At 63.3% G+C, this 19,206-nt stretch carries 18 protein-coding genes; 12 read left to right on the top strand and 6 right to left on the bottom strand.

Going from position 1 to position 19,206, the window contains the following annotated elements; genetic code table 11:
* The first annotated feature begins 49 nt into the window (after positions 1 to 49).
* Positions 50 to 922 (top strand): oxygenase MpaB family protein, encoded by an 873-nt coding sequence (locus ACR6A7_RS18435; protein ID WP_434126674.1) that lies wholly within the window; start codon positions 50 to 52, stop codon positions 920 to 922.
* An 84-nt stretch (positions 923 to 1,006) separates the two neighbouring features.
* Here the strand turns inward: ACR6A7_RS18435 and ACR6A7_RS18430 are convergent, their stop codons facing one another.
* The gene (locus ACR6A7_RS18430; RefSeq protein ID WP_434126672.1) at positions 1,007 to 1,300 is read right to left on the bottom strand and encodes a hypothetical protein; all 294 of its coding nucleotides are present in this window, start codon (positions 1,298 to 1,300) and stop codon (positions 1,007 to 1,009) included.
* A 262-nt stretch (positions 1,301 to 1,562) separates the two neighbouring features.
* On the opposite strand from ACR6A7_RS18430, the gene ACR6A7_RS18425 reads away from it, so the two are divergent.
* The 3 genes from ACR6A7_RS18425 (at position 1,563) to idi (ending at position 5,384) form a co-directional block, all read left to right on the top strand.
* Entirely contained in the window at positions 1,563 to 2,672 is a 1,110-nt protein-coding gene (locus ACR6A7_RS18425; RefSeq protein ID WP_434126669.1) for a suppressor of fused domain protein, read from the top strand.
* A 164-nt stretch (positions 2,673 to 2,836) separates the two neighbouring features.
* Complete coding sequence (locus ACR6A7_RS18420; RefSeq protein WP_434126667.1) at positions 2,837 to 4,732, top strand: methyl-accepting chemotaxis protein; 1,896 nt, start codon at positions 2,837 to 2,839, stop codon at positions 4,730 to 4,732.
* A 118-nt stretch (positions 4,733 to 4,850) separates the two neighbouring features.
* A complete protein-coding gene (gene idi, locus ACR6A7_RS18415; protein WP_434126665.1) occupies positions 4,851 to 5,384 on the top strand; it encodes an isopentenyl-diphosphate Delta-isomerase in 534 nt (177 codons plus the stop codon).
* Positions 5,385 to 5,563: 179 nt separating this feature from the next.
* Here idi and ACR6A7_RS18410 read toward each other — a convergent pair whose 3' ends face one another.
* Entirely contained in the window at positions 5,564 to 7,039 is a 1,476-nt protein-coding gene (locus tag ACR6A7_RS18410; RefSeq protein WP_434126663.1) for an MFS transporter, read from the bottom strand.
* Between the two features lie 208 nt (positions 7,040 to 7,247).
* Between ACR6A7_RS18410 and osmF the strand changes: the two genes are divergently transcribed.
* From osmF to ACR6A7_RS18390, 4 genes are read left to right on the top strand one after another with little or no spacing between them, the layout of a single operon-like run.
* The gene (osmF, locus tag ACR6A7_RS18405) at positions 7,248 to 8,162 is read left to right on the top strand and encodes a glycine betaine ABC transporter substrate-binding protein OsmF (protein WP_434126661.1); all 915 of its coding nucleotides are present in this window, start codon (positions 7,248 to 7,250) and stop codon (positions 8,160 to 8,162) included.
* Between the two features lie 3 nt (positions 8,163 to 8,165).
* Positions 8,166 to 9,347, top strand: a complete 1,182-nt coding sequence (locus ACR6A7_RS18400) for an ABC transporter permease (protein ID WP_434126659.1) — start codon at positions 8,166 to 8,168, stop codon at positions 9,345 to 9,347.
* Positions 9,334 to 10,269, top strand: a complete 936-nt coding sequence (locus ACR6A7_RS18395; protein WP_434126657.1) for an ABC transporter ATP-binding protein — start codon at positions 9,334 to 9,336, stop codon at positions 10,267 to 10,269. Before ACR6A7_RS18400 ends, ACR6A7_RS18395 begins: the two co-directional genes overlap by 14 nt.
* Entirely contained in the window at positions 10,269 to 11,000 is a 732-nt protein-coding gene (locus ACR6A7_RS18390; RefSeq protein ID WP_434126656.1) for an ABC transporter permease, read from the top strand. Before ACR6A7_RS18395 ends, ACR6A7_RS18390 begins: the two co-directional genes overlap by 1 nt.
* Here the strand turns inward: ACR6A7_RS18390 and ACR6A7_RS21150 are convergent.
* Both ACR6A7_RS21150 and ACR6A7_RS18385 read right to left on the bottom strand, forming a co-directional pair.
* A complete protein-coding gene (locus ACR6A7_RS21150; protein ID WP_491565906.1) occupies positions 10,981 to 11,088 on the bottom strand; it encodes a hypothetical protein in 108 nt (35 codons plus the stop codon). The two genes, ACR6A7_RS18390 and ACR6A7_RS21150, sit on opposite strands and share 20 nt — an antisense overlap.
* Positions 11,089 to 11,165: 77 nt before the next feature.
* The gene (locus ACR6A7_RS18385; protein ID WP_434126655.1) at positions 11,166 to 11,906 is read right to left on the bottom strand and encodes a MerR family transcriptional regulator; all 741 of its coding nucleotides are present in this window, start codon (positions 11,904 to 11,906) and stop codon (positions 11,166 to 11,168) included.
* 152 nt (positions 11,907 to 12,058) lie between these two features.
* On the opposite strand from ACR6A7_RS18385, the gene ACR6A7_RS18380 reads away from it, so the two are divergent.
* A complete protein-coding gene (locus tag ACR6A7_RS18380) occupies positions 12,059 to 12,622 on the top strand; it encodes a helix-turn-helix domain-containing protein (RefSeq protein WP_434126774.1) in 564 nt (187 codons plus the stop codon).
* Positions 12,619 to 13,152 carry a GNAT family N-acetyltransferase gene (locus tag ACR6A7_RS18375; RefSeq protein WP_434126654.1) on the top strand — a complete coding sequence of 178 codons (534 nt, stop codon included), beginning with the start codon at positions 12,619 to 12,621 and terminating at the stop codon, positions 13,150 to 13,152. The genes ACR6A7_RS18380 and ACR6A7_RS18375 overlap by 4 nt, the downstream gene beginning before the upstream one ends.
* Here the strand turns inward: ACR6A7_RS18375 and ACR6A7_RS18370 are convergent.
* Entirely contained in the window at positions 13,137 to 14,396 is a 1,260-nt protein-coding gene (locus ACR6A7_RS18370) for a histidine-type phosphatase (protein WP_434126653.1), read from the bottom strand. The two genes, ACR6A7_RS18375 and ACR6A7_RS18370, sit on opposite strands and share 16 nt — an antisense overlap.
* Positions 14,397 to 14,582: 186 nt before the next feature.
* Between ACR6A7_RS18370 and dinG the strand changes: the two genes are divergently transcribed.
* Both dinG and ybiB read left to right on the top strand, forming a co-directional pair.
* Entirely contained in the window at positions 14,583 to 16,760 is a 2,178-nt protein-coding gene (gene dinG, locus ACR6A7_RS18365) for an ATP-dependent DNA helicase DinG (protein ID WP_434126651.1), read from the top strand.
* Between the two features lie 54 nt (positions 16,761 to 16,814).
* Positions 16,815 to 17,783 (top strand): DNA-binding protein YbiB, encoded by a 969-nt coding sequence (gene ybiB / locus ACR6A7_RS18360; RefSeq protein WP_434126649.1) that lies wholly within the window; start codon positions 16,815 to 16,817, stop codon positions 17,781 to 17,783.
* Position 17,784: 1 nt separating this feature from the next.
* On the opposite strand, the gene ACR6A7_RS18355 is transcribed toward ybiB, so the two are convergent.
* Entirely contained in the window at positions 17,785 to 18,942 is a 1,158-nt protein-coding gene (locus tag ACR6A7_RS18355; RefSeq protein WP_434126647.1) for a M20 aminoacylase family protein, read from the bottom strand.
* Between the last annotated feature and the right edge of the window lie 264 nt (positions 18,943 to 19,206).

Raw genomic sequence — 19,206 nt, 5'->3', positions numbered from 1 at the left:
CCCGACCTGGCGGCCGGGAGAGGTGGCACACCAGGTTAACCGCAACCTTATGAACAGCATTCGCAACCGTATCCAGAACCAGATTTTCCGCGTTAACGGCCTGGCGCTCAATGAGTTTGATATTTCGCAGCCGCCCGGCGATCCCGGCCTCTTCGGCCCCGACAGCGTGATCTGGCGCGTGCACGGCGACTTTCCCGCTATGCTGTGCGGCGGTATCAGCGCCTTGCTGTTACAGATGCTGCATCCTTCCGCGCTGGCAGGCGTCTGGGATCACTCCAACTTTCGCCAGGATATGATGGGCCGCCTGCGGCGCACCAGCCAGTTCATTGCCGTAACCACCTTCGGCAATCGTCACGATGCCCGCCTGCTGATTGAGCGCATTAAAAACATTCATCTGCGCGTCAGCGGCATCGACAATTACGGCCAGCCCTACGCCGCCAGCGACCCGCATCTCCTCACCTGGGTGCACGTCGCCGAAACCAGCGCCTTTCTCGCCGCGCATCTGCGCTTTAAAAATCCGCGGCTCAGCCTGGGGGAGCAGGATCGCTACTACCAGGAAGCGGCGCTGATTGCCGAGGCGCTGGGGGCCACCGGCGTGCCGAAAAGCGTCGAGGCGGTGGGGCGTTACCTGCAGGATATGCGCGGGGAGCTGCGCTATGACGAGCGCACCGCCGAGGTGACGCGCCTGCTGCGCGCGGCGCCTGCGCCAGGCTGGCAGGCGAAGCCGGCGATGAAGGTCATGCTGAATTCGGGCATGGCGCTGCTGCCCGGCTGGGCGCAGCAGATGTCCGGCTACCGCTTCAGCCCGCTGTCGCGCGCGCTGCTCGACGCCGAGATGCGGCTGCTGGCAAAAACCCTGCGCTGGTCAATTACGCGCGGCGCATACCATCGCGCGATGCTGCGCATGGGACGCCAGCCTTAACGCTTTCTTAACCTTTTCTGCAGGCAGGCCTGTCGACGCTGCGCCGCCGCTTAACAGCGCGGCAGCGGGAAAGATAAACGAAGATTAATGATGAAATTCGTCGTGCGGCCGCGTATAGCTGCGCGGCGTGCGCCTCAGCCGCTGCTGCACGGCACGACGCTGCTGCAGGTGGTGCGCCAGCAGGCCGAGTCCGGCACCGATGGCAGCCAGCGACAGCAGGTCAGAGAGGAGATCGACCGGCAGCGCGATAAGCGCCCCCAGGCCGACCGCCATCAGCGTGGCCGCCAGCGTAGGCGAGGTATGGCGATAGAGAAGCCAGAGAAAAAGCGCGAAAACCGCCAGCTCATGCCAGGTGAAACCGGTAACGGGCTGCATCATGCATCTCCGATAAAAAAGGTCACTCGACCTTAGCACGCGGCTGCGCCTCAGAAACGCGAATAGCGTTTCACCATCCGGACCGCCCACGCTTTAGCGGCGCTGCGCTTTTCCGCGCCGCGCCGCGTGCGCCGCTTTACTTTTGCTTACCCTTGCGCGGGCGCACTGCGCCGACTTTGAGAGTTTTACCCTTGTCTCACGTGGCGGCAGTAAGGATCCTGCTCTAATCTCGGGGAAATGGATCCCTAAGCTTTGTCGAGGCGCTATGACTTACCAACCTCTGATTGCTGAGGTCCACAATCAGCAACATACACTGACGGCGATTGTCGAACAGGATGAGCGCACCGCTTATTTCTACATCTGGCCGACAGATCTGTTCCGCAGCCAGTATGCGGTGCGCGGCTGCTGGCTGCGCAACCTGTTGCCGGCGCCGGCGCAGGAAGATCGCGCGGCGATGGAGCAGGGCATTGCGCCACTGCTCAGCGCCGAGTATTGCCGCACGCTGGAAGCGGAGCCGCCGCTCGATCCGGCGGGCCTGCAGGTGCTGTGGGAGCCGAGCGATGACGGCGCGGCGCTGTGGTATTACGGCCAGCTGCTGGCGGTGATCCCCGGCTGGAGCCTCTACCAGGATAAGCAGGTCAGCTTCTCTGCTGGCTGCATCAAAAAAAACCGGCTGACCGCGCCGCTCGGCTCCGCCTCCACCAACGACTACTACGCGCGCGCGGAGCATCAGCGTCAGTTCTGGCGCGACTGGCACGACGGCAATGAGTGGGATCGGGTGCAGCAGGCGCTGCTGCAGCGCTATCAGGCGCAGTTTGGCGAGTCGATGAAGTATTACGCCATCGATCAGGGCAGCTGGCCGCCGATGGCGATCTCCCAGCACTGGCATCAGGGCGTGTGGTATTTCCTCACCCTCGGCATGAGCATTCGCCCGATGCCGCAGGTGGACTATCTGTTTGACGAACTGGCGCCGCAGTATCGCCGCGTCGAGCTGGCGATGGCGGTGGATGGCGAAGTGATGACTGAAGGCAACGCGGTGCAGATGGCGAGCGCGCTGGCGGAGTTCGCCCATCTCCCCTGGGCGCGCCTCACCTGGCTGGGCGAAGGCCATACGCTGGCGTCGGAGGTGGCGCCGGTCGGCTTTGAAAGCTTCCTGCTGGCCAACGCGCTGGCGGACGACAGCGCCCAGTTTAACCTGCCGAAGCGCGACGGCGATCGGCCTAACCTGCTGTGGGCAACGCCGATCACCGAGGCGGAGCGCCAGTTTGCGCAGGCGGATGAGCTGGGCGGTCAGCAGCTGGCGGAGCTGCTGATGGCGGCGGGCAATAACCATATCTTCCGTCCGCGCCAGCAGGTAGTGGAGAGCGAAATCTGACGGCGGCGCGCTGTTTGCCCGGCGCGCTACCTGGTCGTTAGCGACTAAATAATCACCTTTCTCAACGAGTTGTTAAATTTGTGATCTCGCGCATCTCAAGTTAGCTTTTGCCGCGCCGTTAACCCTGATCAGGCAATCGCGCCGTTTCTGCCAGGGGAAAGCAGATGCTAAAAACAACACAATCCCGCTTTACTGCGGTTCTTGTACTCTTTTTTCTCGTTTTGATGCTGATCACCGTGGTGGTGATTAAACAATTTATCGCGCCGCAGCTGACCGCTAACCAGAGCCAACTGGTGCGCTATCAGGTTGACGCGCTGGCGACCGGTATCGTGGAACAGATGAACCGCGTGCAGGCGCAGCAGCGCGCTATTACCGAAGCCGCGAGCGTTATGGAGAGTTCCGCCATCGACCAGATGCTGCCGGCGCTGGTAAACCAGTATCAGGACAGCAACGTCTTTGGCGGCGGCATCTGGCCGCTGCCTAACCGCCGCGATCCGGCGAAAGAGAAAGACAGCAGCTTCTTTGCGCGCAATGCCAGCAACCAGCTACAGGTCAACACCTACTGGAACTCTGACGCCGCCGACAAATACTGGGAGCAACCCTGGTACAAAGACGGCATGGCCGCGCCGAAAGGGCAGTGCGCCTGGGCGAAAGCCTACCAGGATGCCGCCAGTCCGCAGCCGCGCACCAACTGCGCCATGGCGATCTATCGCGACGGCACCGTCTGGGGCGTTGCCACCATCGACGTCACCCTCGGCTTTTTCAACCATCTGGCGAAAGAGATGGGCGACGCTATTCAGGGACGCGTGCTGATCGTCGAGGCCGACGGCAAAGTCGTGGGCAATGCCGCGCTGGTGGATGGTACGCCGAAGCTGGAAAACCTGACCGATCTGCAGCTGCCGATGGCGGCGCCGCTAAAAGGTCTGCTGAGCAGCGCGGGCACGCAGCCTACCGAGACGACCTTTGACGGAGAGGATGGCGAACACACGCTGTTCCTGCAGGCGATTCCGGGCAGCCCGTGGTATCTGGCCAGCGACGTGCCGACCAGCCTGCTCACCGCGCAGACGCACGACATGCTGACGCGCCTTGGCCTGGTGCAGATCCCGCTGGCAATCGTGCTGCTGCTGGTGCTGCTGGGCTTTATTCGTTCAATGATGAAGCGTCTTAACGCGCTGCACAGCAATATCGACGCGCTGGCGCAGGGCGGGGCCGATCTGACCCAGCGTTTGCCGACCAGCAACAGCCCGGAGTTCAACGCCGTGGCGCAGAGCTTCAACAACTTTATCGGCTATCTGCAGGGGCTGATGCGTCAGGTCGGCGACAGCGCGCTGGCGATCACCGCCGCATCGCGCGAGATCGCCAGCGGCAACGCCAACCTCTCGTCACGCACCGAAGATCAGGCCAGCTCAATCGTCGAAACCGCTGCCTCTATGGAGCAACTGACCGGCACGGTGCGCCAGAATGCCGATAACGCCACCCACGCCAACCAGCTGGCGGGCAATGCGTCGCAGGTGGCGGCGCGCGGTACGGAAGTGGTGCGTCAGGTGGTAAGCACCATGGGCGAGATCCATCACTCGTCACGTAAAGTGGTCGATATCATCAGCGTTATCGACAGCATCGCCTTCCAGACCAACATCCTGGCGCTCAACGCCGCGGTAGAGGCCGCGCGGGCAGGCGAGCAGGGCCGCGGCTTCGCGGTGGTCGCCTCTGAGGTGCGCAATCTGGCACAGCGTTCGGCCAACTCGGCGCGCGAAATCAAAAAGCTGATTGAGGAGTCGGTGGCCAACATCGATGCCGGCAGCCAGCTGGTGGAGCAGGCGGGTGAGACCATGGATGAACTGATGCAGGGCGTCAGCAGCGTCACCACGTTGATGAGCGAAATCATGTCCGCCAGCCGCGAGCAGAGCATGGGCATTGAGCAGGTGAACGTGGCGATCACTCAGCTCGACGGTACCACGCAGCAGAACGCCGCGCTGGTGGAGCAGGTTTCCGCCGCCGCCCAGGCGATGGAAGAGCAGAGCGTGCAGCTGGAGCAGGTGGTGCAGAGCTTCCGCCTGTAAGCGTCATCCACGGGCTCGCGCAGGCGAGCCCGTTTTTTTGCGGCAAACCGCACAAATTCACGCGGCATGAAACGGCAGGGATGTGCCAGAATAGTCAGAGTTATCTTAAGGAATCCTCATGTCTGCTATCGAAGTTATTCTCGTCGACTATCTCGATCGTCCCACCGGTAAAATGGAAAAGCTGGAAGTGCATGAGAAGGGACTGCTGCATCGCGCGGTCACGGTCTACGTATTTAATTCGTCTGGCGAACTGCTGCTGCAGCGCCGCGCCAGCGGCAAATACCACTGCGGCGGGCTGTGGAGCAACACCACCTGCGGGCACCCCTGTCCGGCGGAGCCAACGCAGCAGGCAGCGGAGCGCCGCCTGTACGAGGAGATGGGGCTGGCGCTGTCGCTGACGCCGGTCTTTGAGCTGAGCTACAATCTGCCGCTCAGCAACGGCCTGATCGAGCATGAGTATGGCCATGTCTATTTCGCCGTCAGCGATGAGCCACCGACGCCCGACCCCCAGGAAGCGGACGACTGGCGCTATCTCTCGGTGAGCGACATCCAGCGCGCGATGCTTGAGGAGCCGCAGCAGTTTACGCCCTGGTTTCTCTACACCTTTCCACGCATCCCCGCCTATTTAAATGCGTTGAGTATGCCGGCATAAAGACGCACCGTCTGTAGAACTTCTTACAGCTGGCACTTTGCCTGCAAGCGGAAGAGAGAGGCCGAAGAGCAAAGCGTCCCGCCTCAGGAAGAGGCGGGACGAGCTGGCAGGGATGCCGCTTTTGCGTCTTTGCGATCGGCCCCTCTCTTCCGCGTTAGCACTCAGCCCGACCGAGTTTTTTAACGTCCGGCAAAATCTTCCGCGTCCACATCGTAGCCCGACGGCTCCCAGCGGATCGCCAGCAGCGCCAGCAGACCGGCCAGCGGCGCCAGGAAAATCACCCAGAAAACGCCGGTGCCCAGCGCGGCGACCAGCACCGGAAACAGAAACAGCGAAACGGTTGAGCTGCCGCGCATCAGCGTCTGGTTAAAACCGACGCCGACGCCGCGCAGCGAAGTGGGGTAGCTGAGTGACGCAAAGGTCATGGTATGCGAACCGGGGCCAAAACCCTGACCAAATAAGAACAGCGCCAGCATCGCGATGGCGATGCCCGCCTCCTGACCGCCTTCGGGACGCCCAATCAGCGCCAGTCCCAGCAGCGCCACGCACTGGCAGGCGTAGCCTGTCACCGACATCTTCCACGCGCCCAGACGCGGCACCAGGCGTACCGCCAGCACACCGCCAACAAAGGCGAACAGCAAATTGAGCGCCAGCGACACCAGAATCGTGGTCAGCATCGACTGCGCGAAAAAGCTGGTGATGATCACCGGCAGGCCAAAGGCCACCGCGTTATAGGCGAAGGAAGAGGCGACGGAGATAATGGTCGCCAGCAGCGTGCGGCGCAGGTAGACGCCGCGCAGCAGCGCGCCGTAGTTGCGCCAGCTGGCGCGGCGCGCAGGCTGGACAGGCGCCGCTGACGCCTCCTCCGCCACCTGAGCGTTGATATTCCAGCCGCTGCGCAAAATGGCGGCCGCGCCTTTCAGATCGCCCTGACTGGCCGCCCAGACCGGCGACTCGCTCATATAGCGGCTGCGGATAGCGATAATAATCAGCGCCGGCACCGCGCCGAAGCCGAGGATCAGGCGCCACAGCCAGCCGGTGTGGCTCTCCGGCAGCACCGCGTAGAGCAGCAGCACCAGCAGATAGGAGATGCTGATTGCCGCATACCAGGTAGGACACCACATCGCCACGCTGGCCGCCTTGTTGCCCTTGCCGCGCAGGCGGGAAAACTCGGCGAGAAACGCCATCGCCACAGGCAGATCGATACCGACACCCAGCCCCATCACAAAGCGCGCACCGCCCAGCACATACTCGTTAGGCGCGAAGGCGCAGGCGAGCGCTGCCACCACGAAAAAGAACATATCCGCCATAAAAACGCGATAGCGGCCGATCTTATCGGTGAGGTAGCCGCCGATCAGCGCGCCGACAATGGCACCAAAGGTAATCGCCGAGGCGACCATGCCGGTGCCGGTTGGGGAAAGGTTAAACTCGCGCGTCACATCCTTGATGCCGAACGCCAGCGCGCCAAGATCGTAAGCATCGAGAAACACCCCGCCCAGCGCGATTGCCACCACGATACGCGCGTTATTGCGCGCGCCATCGCCGCTGTTGATCAGGCGCGAGACGTCAGCCGCGCTGCGGATCCACTCCGTTTCCCCTTCGGGCCGGTTCCCTGTTAACGCCACGTGGGCGGAAGATGAAGTCATGTCGGTCATAATGTTGTCTGTAATTATTGTGAGTGAATGGACAGCTTACCGTCCAGACGTCTGGACGTAAATTCTTTTCAGTTATAACCAGGCCGATAACAGTATGAAAAAGTTGAGGCGCGACACTTCACGCTTCAGGCAATGTATTTCGCGATGCAGGACGAAACGACTATTCTCTATAAGCACCTCACAAATAACCGAATTAAAGGAACACCTCATGGCAAGGTCTGGTTTTCTGGCATTGACGGCAGCCGCGCTGCTGCTGGCAACAGGCGCGGCGCAGGCCGCCGATCCCGTGCGCGTAGGTTCGAAAATCGATACGGAAGGTTCGCTGCTGGGCAATGTCATCCTGCAGGTGCTGGAAAAGCACGGCGTGAAAACGGTGAATAAAATCCAGCTCGGCAACACCCAGGTGGTGCGCGGCGCCATTACCGCCGGTGAACTGGACATCTATCCCGAATATACCGGCAACGGCGCGTTCTTTTTTAACGATGAAAAAGACGCCGCCTGGAAAAATGCGCGTCAGGGCTATGAGAAGGTGAAAAAGCTCGACGCCGACAAAAATCAGCTGGTGTGGCTGACGCCTGCGCCAGCGAATAACACCTGGACCATCGCGGTGCGTCAGGATGTCGCCCAGCAGAACAAGCTCAGCTCGCTTGACGATCTCAGCAGCTACCTGAAAAAAGGCGGCACCTTCAAGCTGGCGGCCTCGGCGGAATTTATCGAGCGCGGCGACGCTCTGCCAGCCTTTGAAAAAGCCTATGGCTTTAAGCTAAAACAGAGCCAGCTGCTCTCGCTGGCGGGCGGCGACACGGCGGTAACCATTAAGGCGGCGGCGCAGCAAACCTCCGGCGTCAATGCGGCGATGGCCTACGGCACCGACGGCCCGGTGGCGGCGCTGGGTCTGCAAACCCTGAGCGACCCTCGAGGCGTACAGCCAATTTATGCGCCGACGCCGGTCATCCGCGCCGCGGTGCTGAAAGCCTATCCCGACATCGAAAGCTGGCTGAAGCCGGTCTTCAGCAAACTGGATGAGAAAACCCTGCAGCAGCTCAACGCGAAGATCGCGGTCGAAGGCCAGGACGCCAGCAGCGTGGCGAGCGAATGGCTGCAGCAGCAGAAGCTGCTGTAAACCATGGCGCTATCGCGGGATGCGATGCTGGCCGCGCGCCGCCAGCCGGTTGCGCTGCTGCTGCTGTTGCTGCTAAGCCTGGCGCTCTACTGGCTGCCCTTTCTCAGCTATGCGCCGAACCGGCTGGTTTCCGGCGAGCCGCTGATGCTCGGCCAGGTCAGCGACGCAGGCTGGCTGGCGCTGCCGCTGGCGGCGCTCTGGCTGCTGCTGTGGGCGCGCCCGACGCGCCCGGCACTGGCGCTGATGCTGATCGCCTGCGACGCGCTGCTGACCGGCATGGTCTGGCTGAGCGGGCATGAGGCGGCGCGGCTGGCGGCGCAGGGCAGTGCGCTGGCGCGCACCAGCTTTGGCGGCGGCCTGTGGCTGGCGTGCGGCGTCACGCTGCTGCTGGGTGCGGAGCTGGCGCGCACGCTGACGCGCAATAGCCTCTGGCGCCTGCTGCTCAATCTGCAGATCTGGCTGCTGCCGCTGCTGATGCTCTTCAGCGGCGAGCTGAACACGCTGTCGCTGCTGAAAGAGTACGCCAACCGCCACGCAGTGTTTGACGCGGCGCTGGCGCGCCATCTGGCGCTGCTCAGCGGCACGCTGCTGCCTGCGCTGCTCATCGGCCTGCCGCTCGGCATCCTGCTGCACCGGCGTCCGGCGTGGCAGAGCGGCGTTTTCAGCGTGCTGAACGTTATTCAAACTGTGCCATCGGTGGCGCTGTTCGGCCTGCTGATCGCGCCGCTGGCCGGGCTGGCGAGCGCCTTTCCCTGGCTGAAAAGCTGGGGCGTCAGCGGCATCGGCATGGCGCCGGCGCTGATCGCGCTGACGCTCTATGCGCTGCTGCCGCTGGTGCGCAGCGTGGTGGCCGGGCTGCAGCAGGTGCCGCGCGACGTGCGCGAAAGCGCGCGCGGTATGGGCATGGGCCAGCTGCAGCGCTTTTTTGCCGTCGACGTGCCGCTGGCGCTGCCGGTCTGGCTCGCCGGGCTGCGCGTGGTGGTGGTGCAGACGCTGGGCATGGCGGTGATCGCTGCGCTGATCGGCGCAGGCGGCTTCGGCGCCATTATTTTTCAGGGACTGCTCAGCAGCGCGCTCAATTTGGTGCTGCTGGGGGTGATCCCGGTGATTGCGCTGGCGGTCGTGATTGACGCGCTGTTCCGCCTGCTGATTTCCCTGCTGGAGAGAACCCATGATTCACTTTAACGGCGTCAGTAAGCACTTCGCCGGCAAAGCGGCGGTGAAGGATCTATCGCTGCAGATAGGCGAGGGCGAGTTTAGCGTGCTGCTCGGCACCTCGGGCTCCGGCAAATCGACCACGCTGAAGATGATCAACCGCCTGGTGGAGTTCGACGAGGGCGAAATCCTGTTCGCGGGCGAGTCGATCCGACGGCTTGACGCGCGCGACTTGCGTCGGCGCATGGGCTACGCCATTCAGTCTATCGGTCTGTTTCCCCACTGGACGGTGGAAAAAAATATCGCCACCGTGCCTGCGCTGCTCGGCTGGCCGAAAGCCCGCATCCGCGCACGGGTTGAGGAGCTGCTGGCGCTGCTCAGTCTGGATACGCATCTGGCGCGGCGTCTGCCGCATCAGCTTTCCGGTGGCCAGCAGCAGCGCGTCGGCGTGGCGCGGGCGCTGGCGGCGGACCCGGAAGTGCTGCTGATGGATGAACCCTTCGGCGCGCTCGATCCGGTCACGCGCGGCGCGCTGCAGCAGGAGATGCTGCGTATTCACCGCCTGTCGGGCCGCACCATCGTGCTGGTGACGCACGACATCGACGAGGCGCTGACGCTGGCGGATAACATCGTGCTGATGGATCAAGGGGAGATTGTGCAGCAGGGCAAGCCCGCCGTGCTGCTGACGCAGCCAAAAAACGATTTTGTGCAGGACTTCTTCGGCAGAAGCGAGCTGGGCGTGCGTCTGCTCTCGCTCGGGCAGGTCGGCAATGCGGCGCGGCGCGGCGAGTGGCTGGAGGGCGAGCCGCTGGCAGCCGCGCAGTCGCTGCGCGAAGCGCTGTCGCAGTTTATCGCCCGGCGCGCCGATAAGCTGCCGGTGGTGGATGAGCGCCAGCAGCCGCTGGGCGTGCTCTACTTCAGCGATCTGCTGACCCTGCGCGAGGGGCAATAATGCGCTGGCTAAAGGATCCGCTGCTGTGGCTGGTCATCCTGTTTGTGGCGCTGCTGCTTGGTCTGCCCTACAGCGGGCCGCTTTTCGCCTGGTGGTTTCCGGAGCAGGCGCGGCCACTCTACCAGCAGGAGAGCTTTCTCCGGCTGGCGCTGGCGCATCTGTTTCTGGTGGTGACCGCCAGCGCGCTGGCGCTGCTGGTTGGCGTCGGCAGCGGAGTGCTGGTGACGCGGCGCGCAGGGCGGCGCTTTCGGCCGCTGGTCGAAACCATCGTGGCGGCCGGACAGACCGTTCCGCCGGTCGCGGTGCTGGCGATCGCCGTACCGGTGATGGGCTTCGGTGCCTGGCCTGCGGTAGTCGCGCTGCTGCTATACGGCCTGCTGCCGATTTTACAGGGCACGCTGGCCGGACTCGATAGCGTGCCCGCCAGCAGTCGGGAGATCGCCGACGGCGTCGGCATGAGCCCATGGCAGCGTTTGTGGCAGGTAGAGCTGGCGCTGGCTGCGCCGGTGATCCTGGCTGGGGTGCGCACCTCGGTTATCGTCAATATCGGCACGGCAGCCATCGCCTCAACCGTCGGCGCGGAGAGTCTCGGTTCGCCCGTTATCATCGGACTAAGCGGCTTTAACACCGCCTATGTGATTCAGGGCGCGCTGCTGGTGGCGCTGCTGGCGATTGTCAGCGATCGCCTGTTTGAGCGTCTGCAGCGCTGGCTTAGCGTGAGTGGAGAATAAGGGTATAGCCGACCAGCATCAGCCCGCCGGTGCCGCCGACGGCCATAATGAAAAACAGCGTTGCAAAGAAGATTTTTTGCCAGTTCATGCAGAAACCTGAGTAGAGCCTGAAAGGCGGGGATAATAACGCGGGCAGGGCGAGGCGAAAAGGGCCCTGCGTGCGTTTTACTGAAAGCGCGTCTCGTGGGCGCGAATGGCATATCCCTGTTCCTGCCAGTGCGTCAGCTGTTCCTGTTGGCGACGCGTAAGCTTTTTGCCGGTCCAGACAAAAATAGTTTGACCGGGAAAAAGCTCGGGGCGCGGCAGGTCGAGCGGCTCTGCCAGCACGTCAAGCCGCCATCCCTCCTGGGAGAGCCGCCAGGCTTCCAGCCAGATGCGGGTGCGATCTTCTACCGCCCAGCCAAGGATCAGCGCATCTTTGCCCGCTTTTTTACGACTGCCAGCCAGACAGAAGGCGACATAGTCAATCAGCGCGCCGTCCAGCAGGCTGCTCATGACGCGCGCCGTATTCTGATCCAGACCGAGTTTCTGCCGTACCGGCATAATGACGTGATCGATAAGCGGATCAACAGGGTTTTCACGCCCGAGCGCAGCGATCTTGGCGCGCAGCTTCGACGGTTTGACGTGGCGCAGCACGCTCATCAGCTCTTCCTGGAGGTTAACCCAGCCGTCATGCACGTTCACGCTCTCGCCTTCAAGCAGCGCTTTGACTTTGCCTACCGGCACGCCGCTTTCGATCCAGCGTTTAATTTCTTCGATGCGCTGCACATCCTCGTCATCAAACTGACGATGTCCACCCTCCGATCGCTGCGGCTTTAATAAGCCATAACGTCGTTGCCACGCACGCAGCGTGACCGGGTTTATTCCACAGCGTTCGGCAACGTCACCGATACTGTAAAAGGCCATAACTTCCCCAAACTTCCTGACTGCGATCTAATAACCTTAACCAACCCGATCAACTTGTACAAATGTTTTTTAAGTGTACAAGTTGACGCAGGCGCAAGTTTCACGCTATATCTCATTTACGAGATTAAAATCCCATATATGAGAAACGCATGATGCTGATGGAAAGGACTGAACAACGCCTTGCGGCTCGCCTGGCAGAGCTCCGCGTTCAGAACGGCTGGTCGCTGGATGAACTCGCCACGGCGACCGGCATCAGCCGGGCGTCATTGTCGCGTATTGAGCGCGGCGAAACCAGCCCGACGGCTGCCTTATTGAATCGCCTGTGCGTCGCTTATGGTCTTACCATGTCGCGGCTGTTAAGTGAAGTGGAAGAGGCGGTCAATCTGCTGCTGACGCCGGAGCAGCAGCCGGTCTGGCGCGACGACGCCAGCGGCTTCGTGCGGCGCAACGTCTCGCCGCCGGCGGCCCACTTTCGCGCAGAGCTGGTGGAGGGACAACTGCGGCCGGGTGCGCGCATCGATTACGATGCGCCGCCTGTTCAGGGGCTGGAGCAGCATATCTGGCTGCAGCAGGGCGGCCTGACTATCACCATGGACGAGCAGCGCTGGACCTTACAGAACGGCGACTGCCTGCGTTTTCATCTGACCGGTCGCTCGGCGTTCGAGGCGCATCTCACCGACGGCGCGCGCTATGTGCTGGTGGTGTGCAAACCATGACGACTTATGAATGGATTGACGCCGAGCAAGCGCGCAGCGATCGGCACTCTCTCTGCGAGCTGCTGCAGGCGTGCGTGGCGGACGGGGCCAGCATCGGCTTTACCGATCCGCATGACCATGCGGCGATGGAGGATTTCTGGCAGCAGCGCGTAGCCAGCCTCGCCACCGGCGAGAACGAACTTATCGTTGCGCGCCAGCATGAGCGGGTGATCGGCACGCTAACCCTGAGCGCCGCCGTGATGCCCAACGGCCGCCATCGCGCGGAGATAAACAAGCTGCTGGTGCATCCCGCCGCTCGCCGTCAGGGCATTGGGCGCCAGCTGATGCAGCTGGCCGAGCGGCGCGCGCAGGTGCTGGGCAAAACGCTGCTGGTGCTGGACACCCGCAGCGGCGACGTCGCCACGCAGCTCTATCTTTCGCTTGGCTGGCAGATCGCCGGCTCGATTCCGGGCTACGCCGAATCGATCGCGGGCGAGCTGGAGGCGACGACGGTGATGTTTAAGCCGCTGCCGGCTCACGGCAGCGCATAGCTGACCGGCGTCACCGCTCGCCGGTCAATCTGCCTGCCTAGCGCGCGAACGGCGCTCTTCAGCGGGCAGAGGGTGCCCACCGGCGTCACGCGGCATCCCGCCTGCCGCCACTCCGCGCGCAGCAGCGGATGCGCAGCGTCGATCGGCTGCAGACGACGCAGGTCATCCAGGCTTTGCGCCTGAAAATAGAGGCGCAGAAAGCGCTCACCGCTGGCGTTGTTGCGCCAGCGCTCCAGCACAAGACTGCCGCCGGGCGGGATATTGCCGCGTGCGTAGCCGGGCAGCGTCCAGCTAAAGCCCATCAGGGTGCGAACCATCGCGATATTGGTGTCATGCGCCACCAGCAGCAGCCAGCGCGCATTTGGCGCGGCGTCGCGGCCCTCAGCGGCCTCCAGCAGGGCGTTGAGCAGAATCGAGCCGCGCCTTTGCGCGCTGTAGAGCACATCGTTGCTGAGGTCGTAGTTCGCCGTCAGCAGCGGCAGAATGGCGCTGATCTGCGCCGAGCGGGTGATATGGCCCCAGGCGATCTGGCTGAACGGCAGGTTCTCGCTCCAGGCGAGGCGCAGCGTCTCCGCCATGCTCGCCATCACGCTCAGGCCGGCGATATAGCTATGACCGCCTTTGCTCTGGCGGATCTGCCACGGCCGATCGAACAGCGCGCAGTGGGCGTCGGAGAGGCATACCGCCTGCTTCAGCGCCTGAATGGCGGGCTGTAGCGCCCGCTGGCGCGCGGCCAGGTCGCCCGCCTTCGCCTCGACCGCCGCCCGCTGCTGTGCGGGATCGGTCGCCGTCGCGGCGAAGGCGTCGGTCTGGAACAGCGGATCGGCATCGCCCGCCACGTGATGCACCGGCACGCCGCAGCCGGGAAAGGCGCCGTCGACCAGCGCTTCGGCGGTGGCGCGGGTGCGCTGTTTTGGGCTGGCGCGCACGTAAATATCCTGCGGCTGCGGGCAACCGGCCGTCAGCAGGCCGAGCTGGCGATAATGTTCGCCCTCCCAGCGCCCTTTATTGACTACCGCCGCGTAGCCGTGGCCGGTCAGCTCGCCGTCGCGCGTGCTCCATACTGTCCAGGGGCGCTGCGTGGCGGCCTCGATCTCTTTGCGGTTGCCGGGCGTAGGCGGACGCACGCCGTGGCGGCTCAGCTCAACCACCCGCTCCAGCTGATACGTCGACTGCGCGGCAGCCTGCGCTGTCCAGAGCAGCAGGGCGCAGAGCGCGGCAAAGGCGCGGCGGGATAAAAACATCTCTTCTTCCTTATGATGAGAACAGCGATGATGCGACACCATAGCGCTGAAGCCCCGCCGCTGGCTACGGCAGGATTTTTCCGTGGCGCCATTCTTCGAGACGGCACGAAAAAATGCGGCCCAAAGCTGACGCTGGCGGATTACTGTGTAAAAATACAGGCCATTTTCACCCGGTGGTAGACGACTATGGCCCTGACAGCAGCAATAAAAAGCCAGATAGCGCAGTGGTATAAGGCGCTACAGCAGCAGGTGCCGGACTTTATTCCCCGCGCGCCGCAGCGCCAGATGATCGCCGACGTGGCGAAGTGCCTGGCGGGCGATGACGCGCGTCATCTGGCCATTGAAGCGCCGACCGGCGTTGGCAAAACCCTCTCTTACCTGATCCCCGGCATCGCGGCGAGCCGCGCCGAAGAGAAAACCCTGGTTGTCAGCACCGCCAACGTGGCGCTCCAGGATCAGATTTTTAGCAAAGATCTGCCGCTGCTGAAAAAGATCATTCCCGATCTTACCTTTACCGCCGCCTTCGGGCGTGGGCGCTACGTCTGTCCGCGCAATCTGGCAGCGCTGGCCGCCAGCGACGACCAGCAGGGCGATCTGCTGCTCTATCTCGACGACGAGGCGGTAAGCAGCACGCAGGAGGAGCAGACGCAGTGCGGCCGCCTGGAGAAGTCGCTCAGCAGCTACGCCTGGGACGGACTGCGCGATCACAGCGAAGAGAATATCAGCGACAGCCTGTGGCAGCGTCTCTCAACCGACAAGGCGAGCTGCCTCGGCGCGCACTGCCGCTGGTATCGCGAATGCCCCTTCTTTGTCGCCCGTCGCGAAATTGAGCAGGTGGATGTGGTGGTGGCTAACCATGCGCTGGTGATGGCGGCGATGGAGAACGAGTCGGTTCTGCCGCCGCCGAAGCACCTGATGCTGGTGCTGGATGAAGGCCACCATCTGCCGGAGGTGGCGCGCGACGCGCTGGAGATGAGTGCCGACATTACGCCCGGCTGGAGCAGCCTGCAGCTCGATCTCTTCGTGCGGCTGGTAGAGGGCATTATGACGCAGATGCGCCCGAAATCGCCGCCGCCGCTCAGCAATCCGGAGCGCCTCAGGGCGCACTGCGAGGAGCTGCGCGAGCTGCTGACGACGCTGAGCCAGGCGCTCAATCCGCTGCTGCCCGCCGACAACCAGCCGGGGGAGTTTCGCTTTGTGCTCGGCGAACTGCCTGAAGAGCTGCTGGCGCTCTGCGCGCGCCTGTTTAAGCTGAGCGACGCGCTGCGCGGCCTGGCGGAAGGATTGATCAACGCCCTCAGCGAACAGACCGGCAGCGTCGACCTGATGCGTCTGCACCGCAATCTGCTGCAGCTTAACCGGCAGTTCGGCTGGTTCGAATCGGTCAGCAAGCTGTGGCGGCTGGCGGCGATGCCGAAAGCTTCGGGCGCGCCGGTGTCGAAGTGGATCACACGCGAGCTGCGCGAGGGCCAGGCGCATCTGCTGTTTCACTGCGCCGGCATTCGCGTCAGCGATCAGCTGGAGAAGCTGCTGTGGCGCAAAATCCCTCATGTGGTGGTGACGTCCGCTACGCTGCGCTCGCTTAACAGCTTCAGCCGCCTGCAGGAGATGTCGGGCCTGAGCGAGAAAGCCGGCGACCGATTTGTGGCGCTCGACTCGCCCTTTAATCATGTCGAGCAGGGCAAGCTGGTGATCCCGCAGATGCGCTATGAGCCGCTGCTGGCTAACGAAGCGGAGCATATCGCCGAAATGGCGGCCTTTTTCCGCCAGCAGATGAAAGAGGAGAAGCACAAGGGGGTGCTGGTGCTGTTCGCCAGCGGCCGCGCAATGCAGCAATTTGTCGCCCAGTTGCCCGAGCTACGGCTGACCATGCTGGTGCAGGGCGATCAGCCGCGCTCGCGCCTGGTGGAGCTGCACCGTAAACGGGTGGCGAAGGGCGAGACCAGTATTCTGGTGGGCCTGCAGTCGTTCGCGGAAGGGCTGGATTTGAAAGGCGAGCTGCTGAGCCAGGTGCATATTCACAAAATCGCTTTTCCGCCGGTGGACAGTCCGGTAATTTTGACTGAAGGCGAATGGCTCAAGAGCCTGAACCGCTATCCGTTTGAGGTGCAGAGTTTGCCGAGCGCCTCCTTTACGCTGATTCAGCAGGTCGGCCGCCTGATCCGTAGCCATCAGTGCTACGGGGAGATTGTCATATATGACCGTCGGCTGCTGAGCAAAACCTACGGCAGCCGCCTGCTGGCCGCGCTGCCGGTCTTTCCGATCGAGCAGCCTGAGGCGCCCGCCGCGCTGAAGGTGAAACGTGCGCCGGCGCTGGCGGGTAATAAACGGCGCCCCACCCGACGGCCAGCGGCAAAGCGTTAACCCCTGACTCATTTTTGGCCGCCGCCTGGCGCGGCCCCTGACCGGAAGCGAAGAATGGAACTGAACAAAGTGATTAAAGAGATCGGACGCGGCAAAAATCACGCGCGCCATCTCGACCTCGCCACTGCGCAGGCGCTTTATACGGCGATGCTGGCGGAGGAAGTGCCGGAGCTGGAGCTGGGCGGTATTCTCATCGCGCTGCGCATCAAGGGCGAAGGGGAAGAGGAGATGCGCGGTTTCTATCAGGCGATGCAGGCGCGCATGATGTCGCTGCAGGCGCCCGCGCAGCGTCCACAGCCGGTGGTTATCCCCAGCTACAACGGCGCGCGGCGTCAGGGTAACCTGACGCCGCTGCTGGCGCTGTTGCTCAATCGGCTGGGCTTTCCGGTGCTGGTGCACGGCGTCAGCGACGATCCGACGCGCGTCACCAGCGAGGCGGTATTCGCCGCGCTCGGCATTGCGGCAGTGACCACGCAGCAGCAGGCGCAGGCGACGCTGGACCAGGGCGGCCTCGCCTTTATCACCATCGATCATCTCTGTCCGCCGATGGCGAAGCAGCTTTCGCTGCGCTGGCGGATGGGGGTGCGCAGCAGCGCCCATACGCTGGTGAAGCTGGCGACGCCGTTCGGCGAACGCGACGCGCTGCGTCTCTCCAGCGTATCGCATCCGGAATATGTGCCGCGCGTGGCGAAATTCTTTAGCGATATCGACGCCCCCGCCATTCTGCTCAACGGCACGGAAGGCGAAGTCTACGCCAGTCCGCTGCGCTGTCCGGCGATCAGCTTTATTCCCGGTGCAGGAGGCGGAGCGGAAGTGTGGGTTGAGCGCCAGCCGGAAGCGGCGCCGGAGCTGCCGGCGGATAAATCGGCCGAAGCGACCGCGCGCTGGACGGAAAGAGTGCTGAAGGGGGAGCTTCCGGTACCGCAGGCGCTGCGTCTGCAACTCGCCTGCTGCCTGCGCGCCAGCGGAGAGAGCGCGTCGCTGGAGGCGGGCCTGGCACGCCTCAGCGCTGCCGGATATTAAGTTAGCCTTGCGGCAGCGCCTGTTCGACCAGGCGCTGCCAGAACGTCACGCCCAGCGGGATGAGCGCGTCGTTAAAGTCATACTCGGCATTGTGCAGCGGCGCAGAAGGCGTCGCGCCATCGGCGCCCAGCCAGAAATAGGCGCCAGGACAGACATCAAGCATGCAGGCAAAATCTTCTGAGGCCATGGAGGGATTGACCTGCCAGTGGACCTGCTCTTCGCCCAGCATCTGCTGCGCCGCCATGCGGACCTGCTCAGCGGGGTCGGCGTGGTTAGCGGTAACCGGATAGCCAGGAAACCAGTGAATCGCGCCGCTGACGCCGAACGGGCGCGGCAGGGTAGTGACAAATTCCTCGATCAGACCGCGCACCTTGTTGCGTACGTCGGTCTGCAAACATCGCACCGTACCGCGCAGCACCAGGGTCTCCGGAATGACGTTAATCGCTTCACCGCCGTGGATCTGCGTGACGCTGACCACCGCCGAGGCGAGCGGCGAGAGGCGACGCGACGGAATGGTTTGCAGCGCCAGAATCAGTTCGGCGGCCACCACCATCGGATCGGCGCCGCTTTCCGGCATCGCCGCGTGGCAGCTCTTGCCGGTCAGGGTAATTTCAAACGAGTCGAGTGATGCCATCATCGCGCCGGGGTTGACTGCCAGCGATCCCACCGGCAAGCCCGGCCAGTTATGCAGCGCATAGACTGCATCCATGGGGAAGCGCTGAAACAGGCCTTCCTCGACCATTTTGCGCGCGCCGCCCAGATTCTCCTCGGCGGGCTGAAAGATAAAGTGCACCGTGCCGCGAAAGCGACGCGTGGCCGCCAGCTGCAGCGCCGCCGCCAGCAGTATCGAGGTATGGCCGTCGTGGCCGCAGGCGTGCATCACGCCCTGACGCGCAGAGCGCCATTGCGGGCAGCCTTTTTCGGTGATGGGCAGGGCGTCCATATCGGCGCGCAGCCCGATAACCGGGCCGTCGCCGTTGCGCAGCGTGCCAACCACGCCAGTGCCAGCCAGCCCGCGATGCACCTGCAATCCCGCCATCTCCAGCTCCTGCGCCACCAGATCGCTGGTTTTGTGCTCCTGATAACCGAGTTCCGGTTCGCGGTGCAGCTGATGACGCCAGTGTTGGGCTTTGTCGAGCAGGGCAGGGGATAGGGTCATGCGGGATCGCGCTCCTGTAGTGATGAGTCTCCACTTTAGTGGCAAGGCGCAGGCGCGTCTATCTTCCGGACTGGGAATTTGGCTATAGGTCAGAACCAAAGGGAATAAGGGGCAGCAGGGCGCCTGGCGGCGGCGCGGGTTTCGTTCGCTCGGCTGTAGCGCAGGTTTCGTTCGCCTCTCAGGCGGACAGTTTCATTTCGCCCGCTGCGGGCGACCGAGCAGGGCCGGTGGGCGCCGGCCCTGCACCCGCGCCCCGGGCCAGCT

Origin of the sequence: Pantoea phyllosphaerae (assembly GCF_051025595.1) — a bacterium.
Classification (GTDB): Bacteria; Pseudomonadota; Gammaproteobacteria; order Enterobacterales; family Enterobacteriaceae; genus Pantoea.
Note: the sequence above shows the minus strand (reverse complement) of the source record. Positions and strands in the feature narration are given on the sequence as shown.

What these genes read in the sequence shown, in the direction of transcription:
- osmF (WP_434126661.1), top strand. Translation starts at nt 7,248, where the DNA reads ATGGCAAGGTCTGGTTTTCTGGCATTGACGGCAGCCGCGCTGCTGCTG.
- ACR6A7_RS18375 (WP_434126654.1), top strand. Translation starts at nt 12,619, where the DNA reads ATGACGACTTATGAATGGATTGACGCCGAGCAAGCGCGCAGCGATCGG.
- ACR6A7_RS18400 (WP_434126659.1), top strand. Translation starts at nt 8,166, where the DNA reads ATGGCGCTATCGCGGGATGCGATGCTGGCCGCGCGCCGCCAGCCGGTT.
- ACR6A7_RS18395 (WP_434126657.1), top strand. Translation starts at nt 9,334, where the DNA reads ATGATTCACTTTAACGGCGTCAGTAAGCACTTCGCCGGCAAAGCGGCG.
- ACR6A7_RS18390 (WP_434126656.1), top strand. Translation starts at nt 10,269, where the DNA reads ATGCGCTGGCTAAAGGATCCGCTGCTGTGGCTGGTCATCCTGTTTGTG.
- ACR6A7_RS18425 (WP_434126669.1), top strand. Translation starts at nt 1,563, where the DNA reads ATGACTTACCAACCTCTGATTGCTGAGGTCCACAATCAGCAACATACA.
- ACR6A7_RS18380 (WP_434126774.1), top strand. Translation starts at nt 12,059, where the DNA reads ATGCTGATGGAAAGGACTGAACAACGCCTTGCGGCTCGCCTGGCAGAG.
- ybiB (WP_434126649.1), top strand. Translation starts at nt 16,815, where the DNA reads ATGGAACTGAACAAAGTGATTAAAGAGATCGGACGCGGCAAAAATCAC.
- dinG (WP_434126651.1), top strand. Translation starts at nt 14,583, where the DNA reads ATGGCCCTGACAGCAGCAATAAAAAGCCAGATAGCGCAGTGGTATAAG.
- ACR6A7_RS18385 (WP_434126655.1), bottom strand. Translation starts at nt 11,906, where the DNA reads ATGGCCTTTTACAGTATCGGTGACGTTGCCGAACGCTGTGGAATAAAC.
- ACR6A7_RS18410 (WP_434126663.1), bottom strand. Translation starts at nt 7,039, where the DNA reads ATGACCGACATGACTTCATCTTCCGCCCACGTGGCGTTAACAGGGAAC.
- ACR6A7_RS18370 (WP_434126653.1), bottom strand. Translation starts at nt 14,396, where the DNA reads ATGTTTTTATCCCGCCGCGCCTTTGCCGCGCTCTGCGCCCTGCTGCTC.
- idi (WP_434126665.1), top strand. Translation starts at nt 4,851, where the DNA reads ATGTCTGCTATCGAAGTTATTCTCGTCGACTATCTCGATCGTCCCACC.
- ACR6A7_RS18430 (WP_434126672.1), bottom strand. Translation starts at nt 1,300, where the DNA reads ATGATGCAGCCCGTTACCGGTTTCACCTGGCATGAGCTGGCGGTTTTC.
- ACR6A7_RS18355 (WP_434126647.1), bottom strand. Translation starts at nt 18,942, where the DNA reads ATGACCCTATCCCCTGCCCTGCTCGACAAAGCCCAACACTGGCGTCAT.
- ACR6A7_RS18435 (WP_434126674.1), top strand. Translation starts at nt 50, where the DNA reads ATGAACAGCATTCGCAACCGTATCCAGAACCAGATTTTCCGCGTTAAC.
- ACR6A7_RS18420 (WP_434126667.1), top strand. Translation starts at nt 2,837, where the DNA reads ATGCTAAAAACAACACAATCCCGCTTTACTGCGGTTCTTGTACTCTTT.
- ACR6A7_RS21150 (WP_491565906.1), bottom strand. Translation starts at nt 11,088, where the DNA reads ATGAACTGGCAAAAAATCTTCTTTGCAACGCTGTTTTTCATTATGGCC.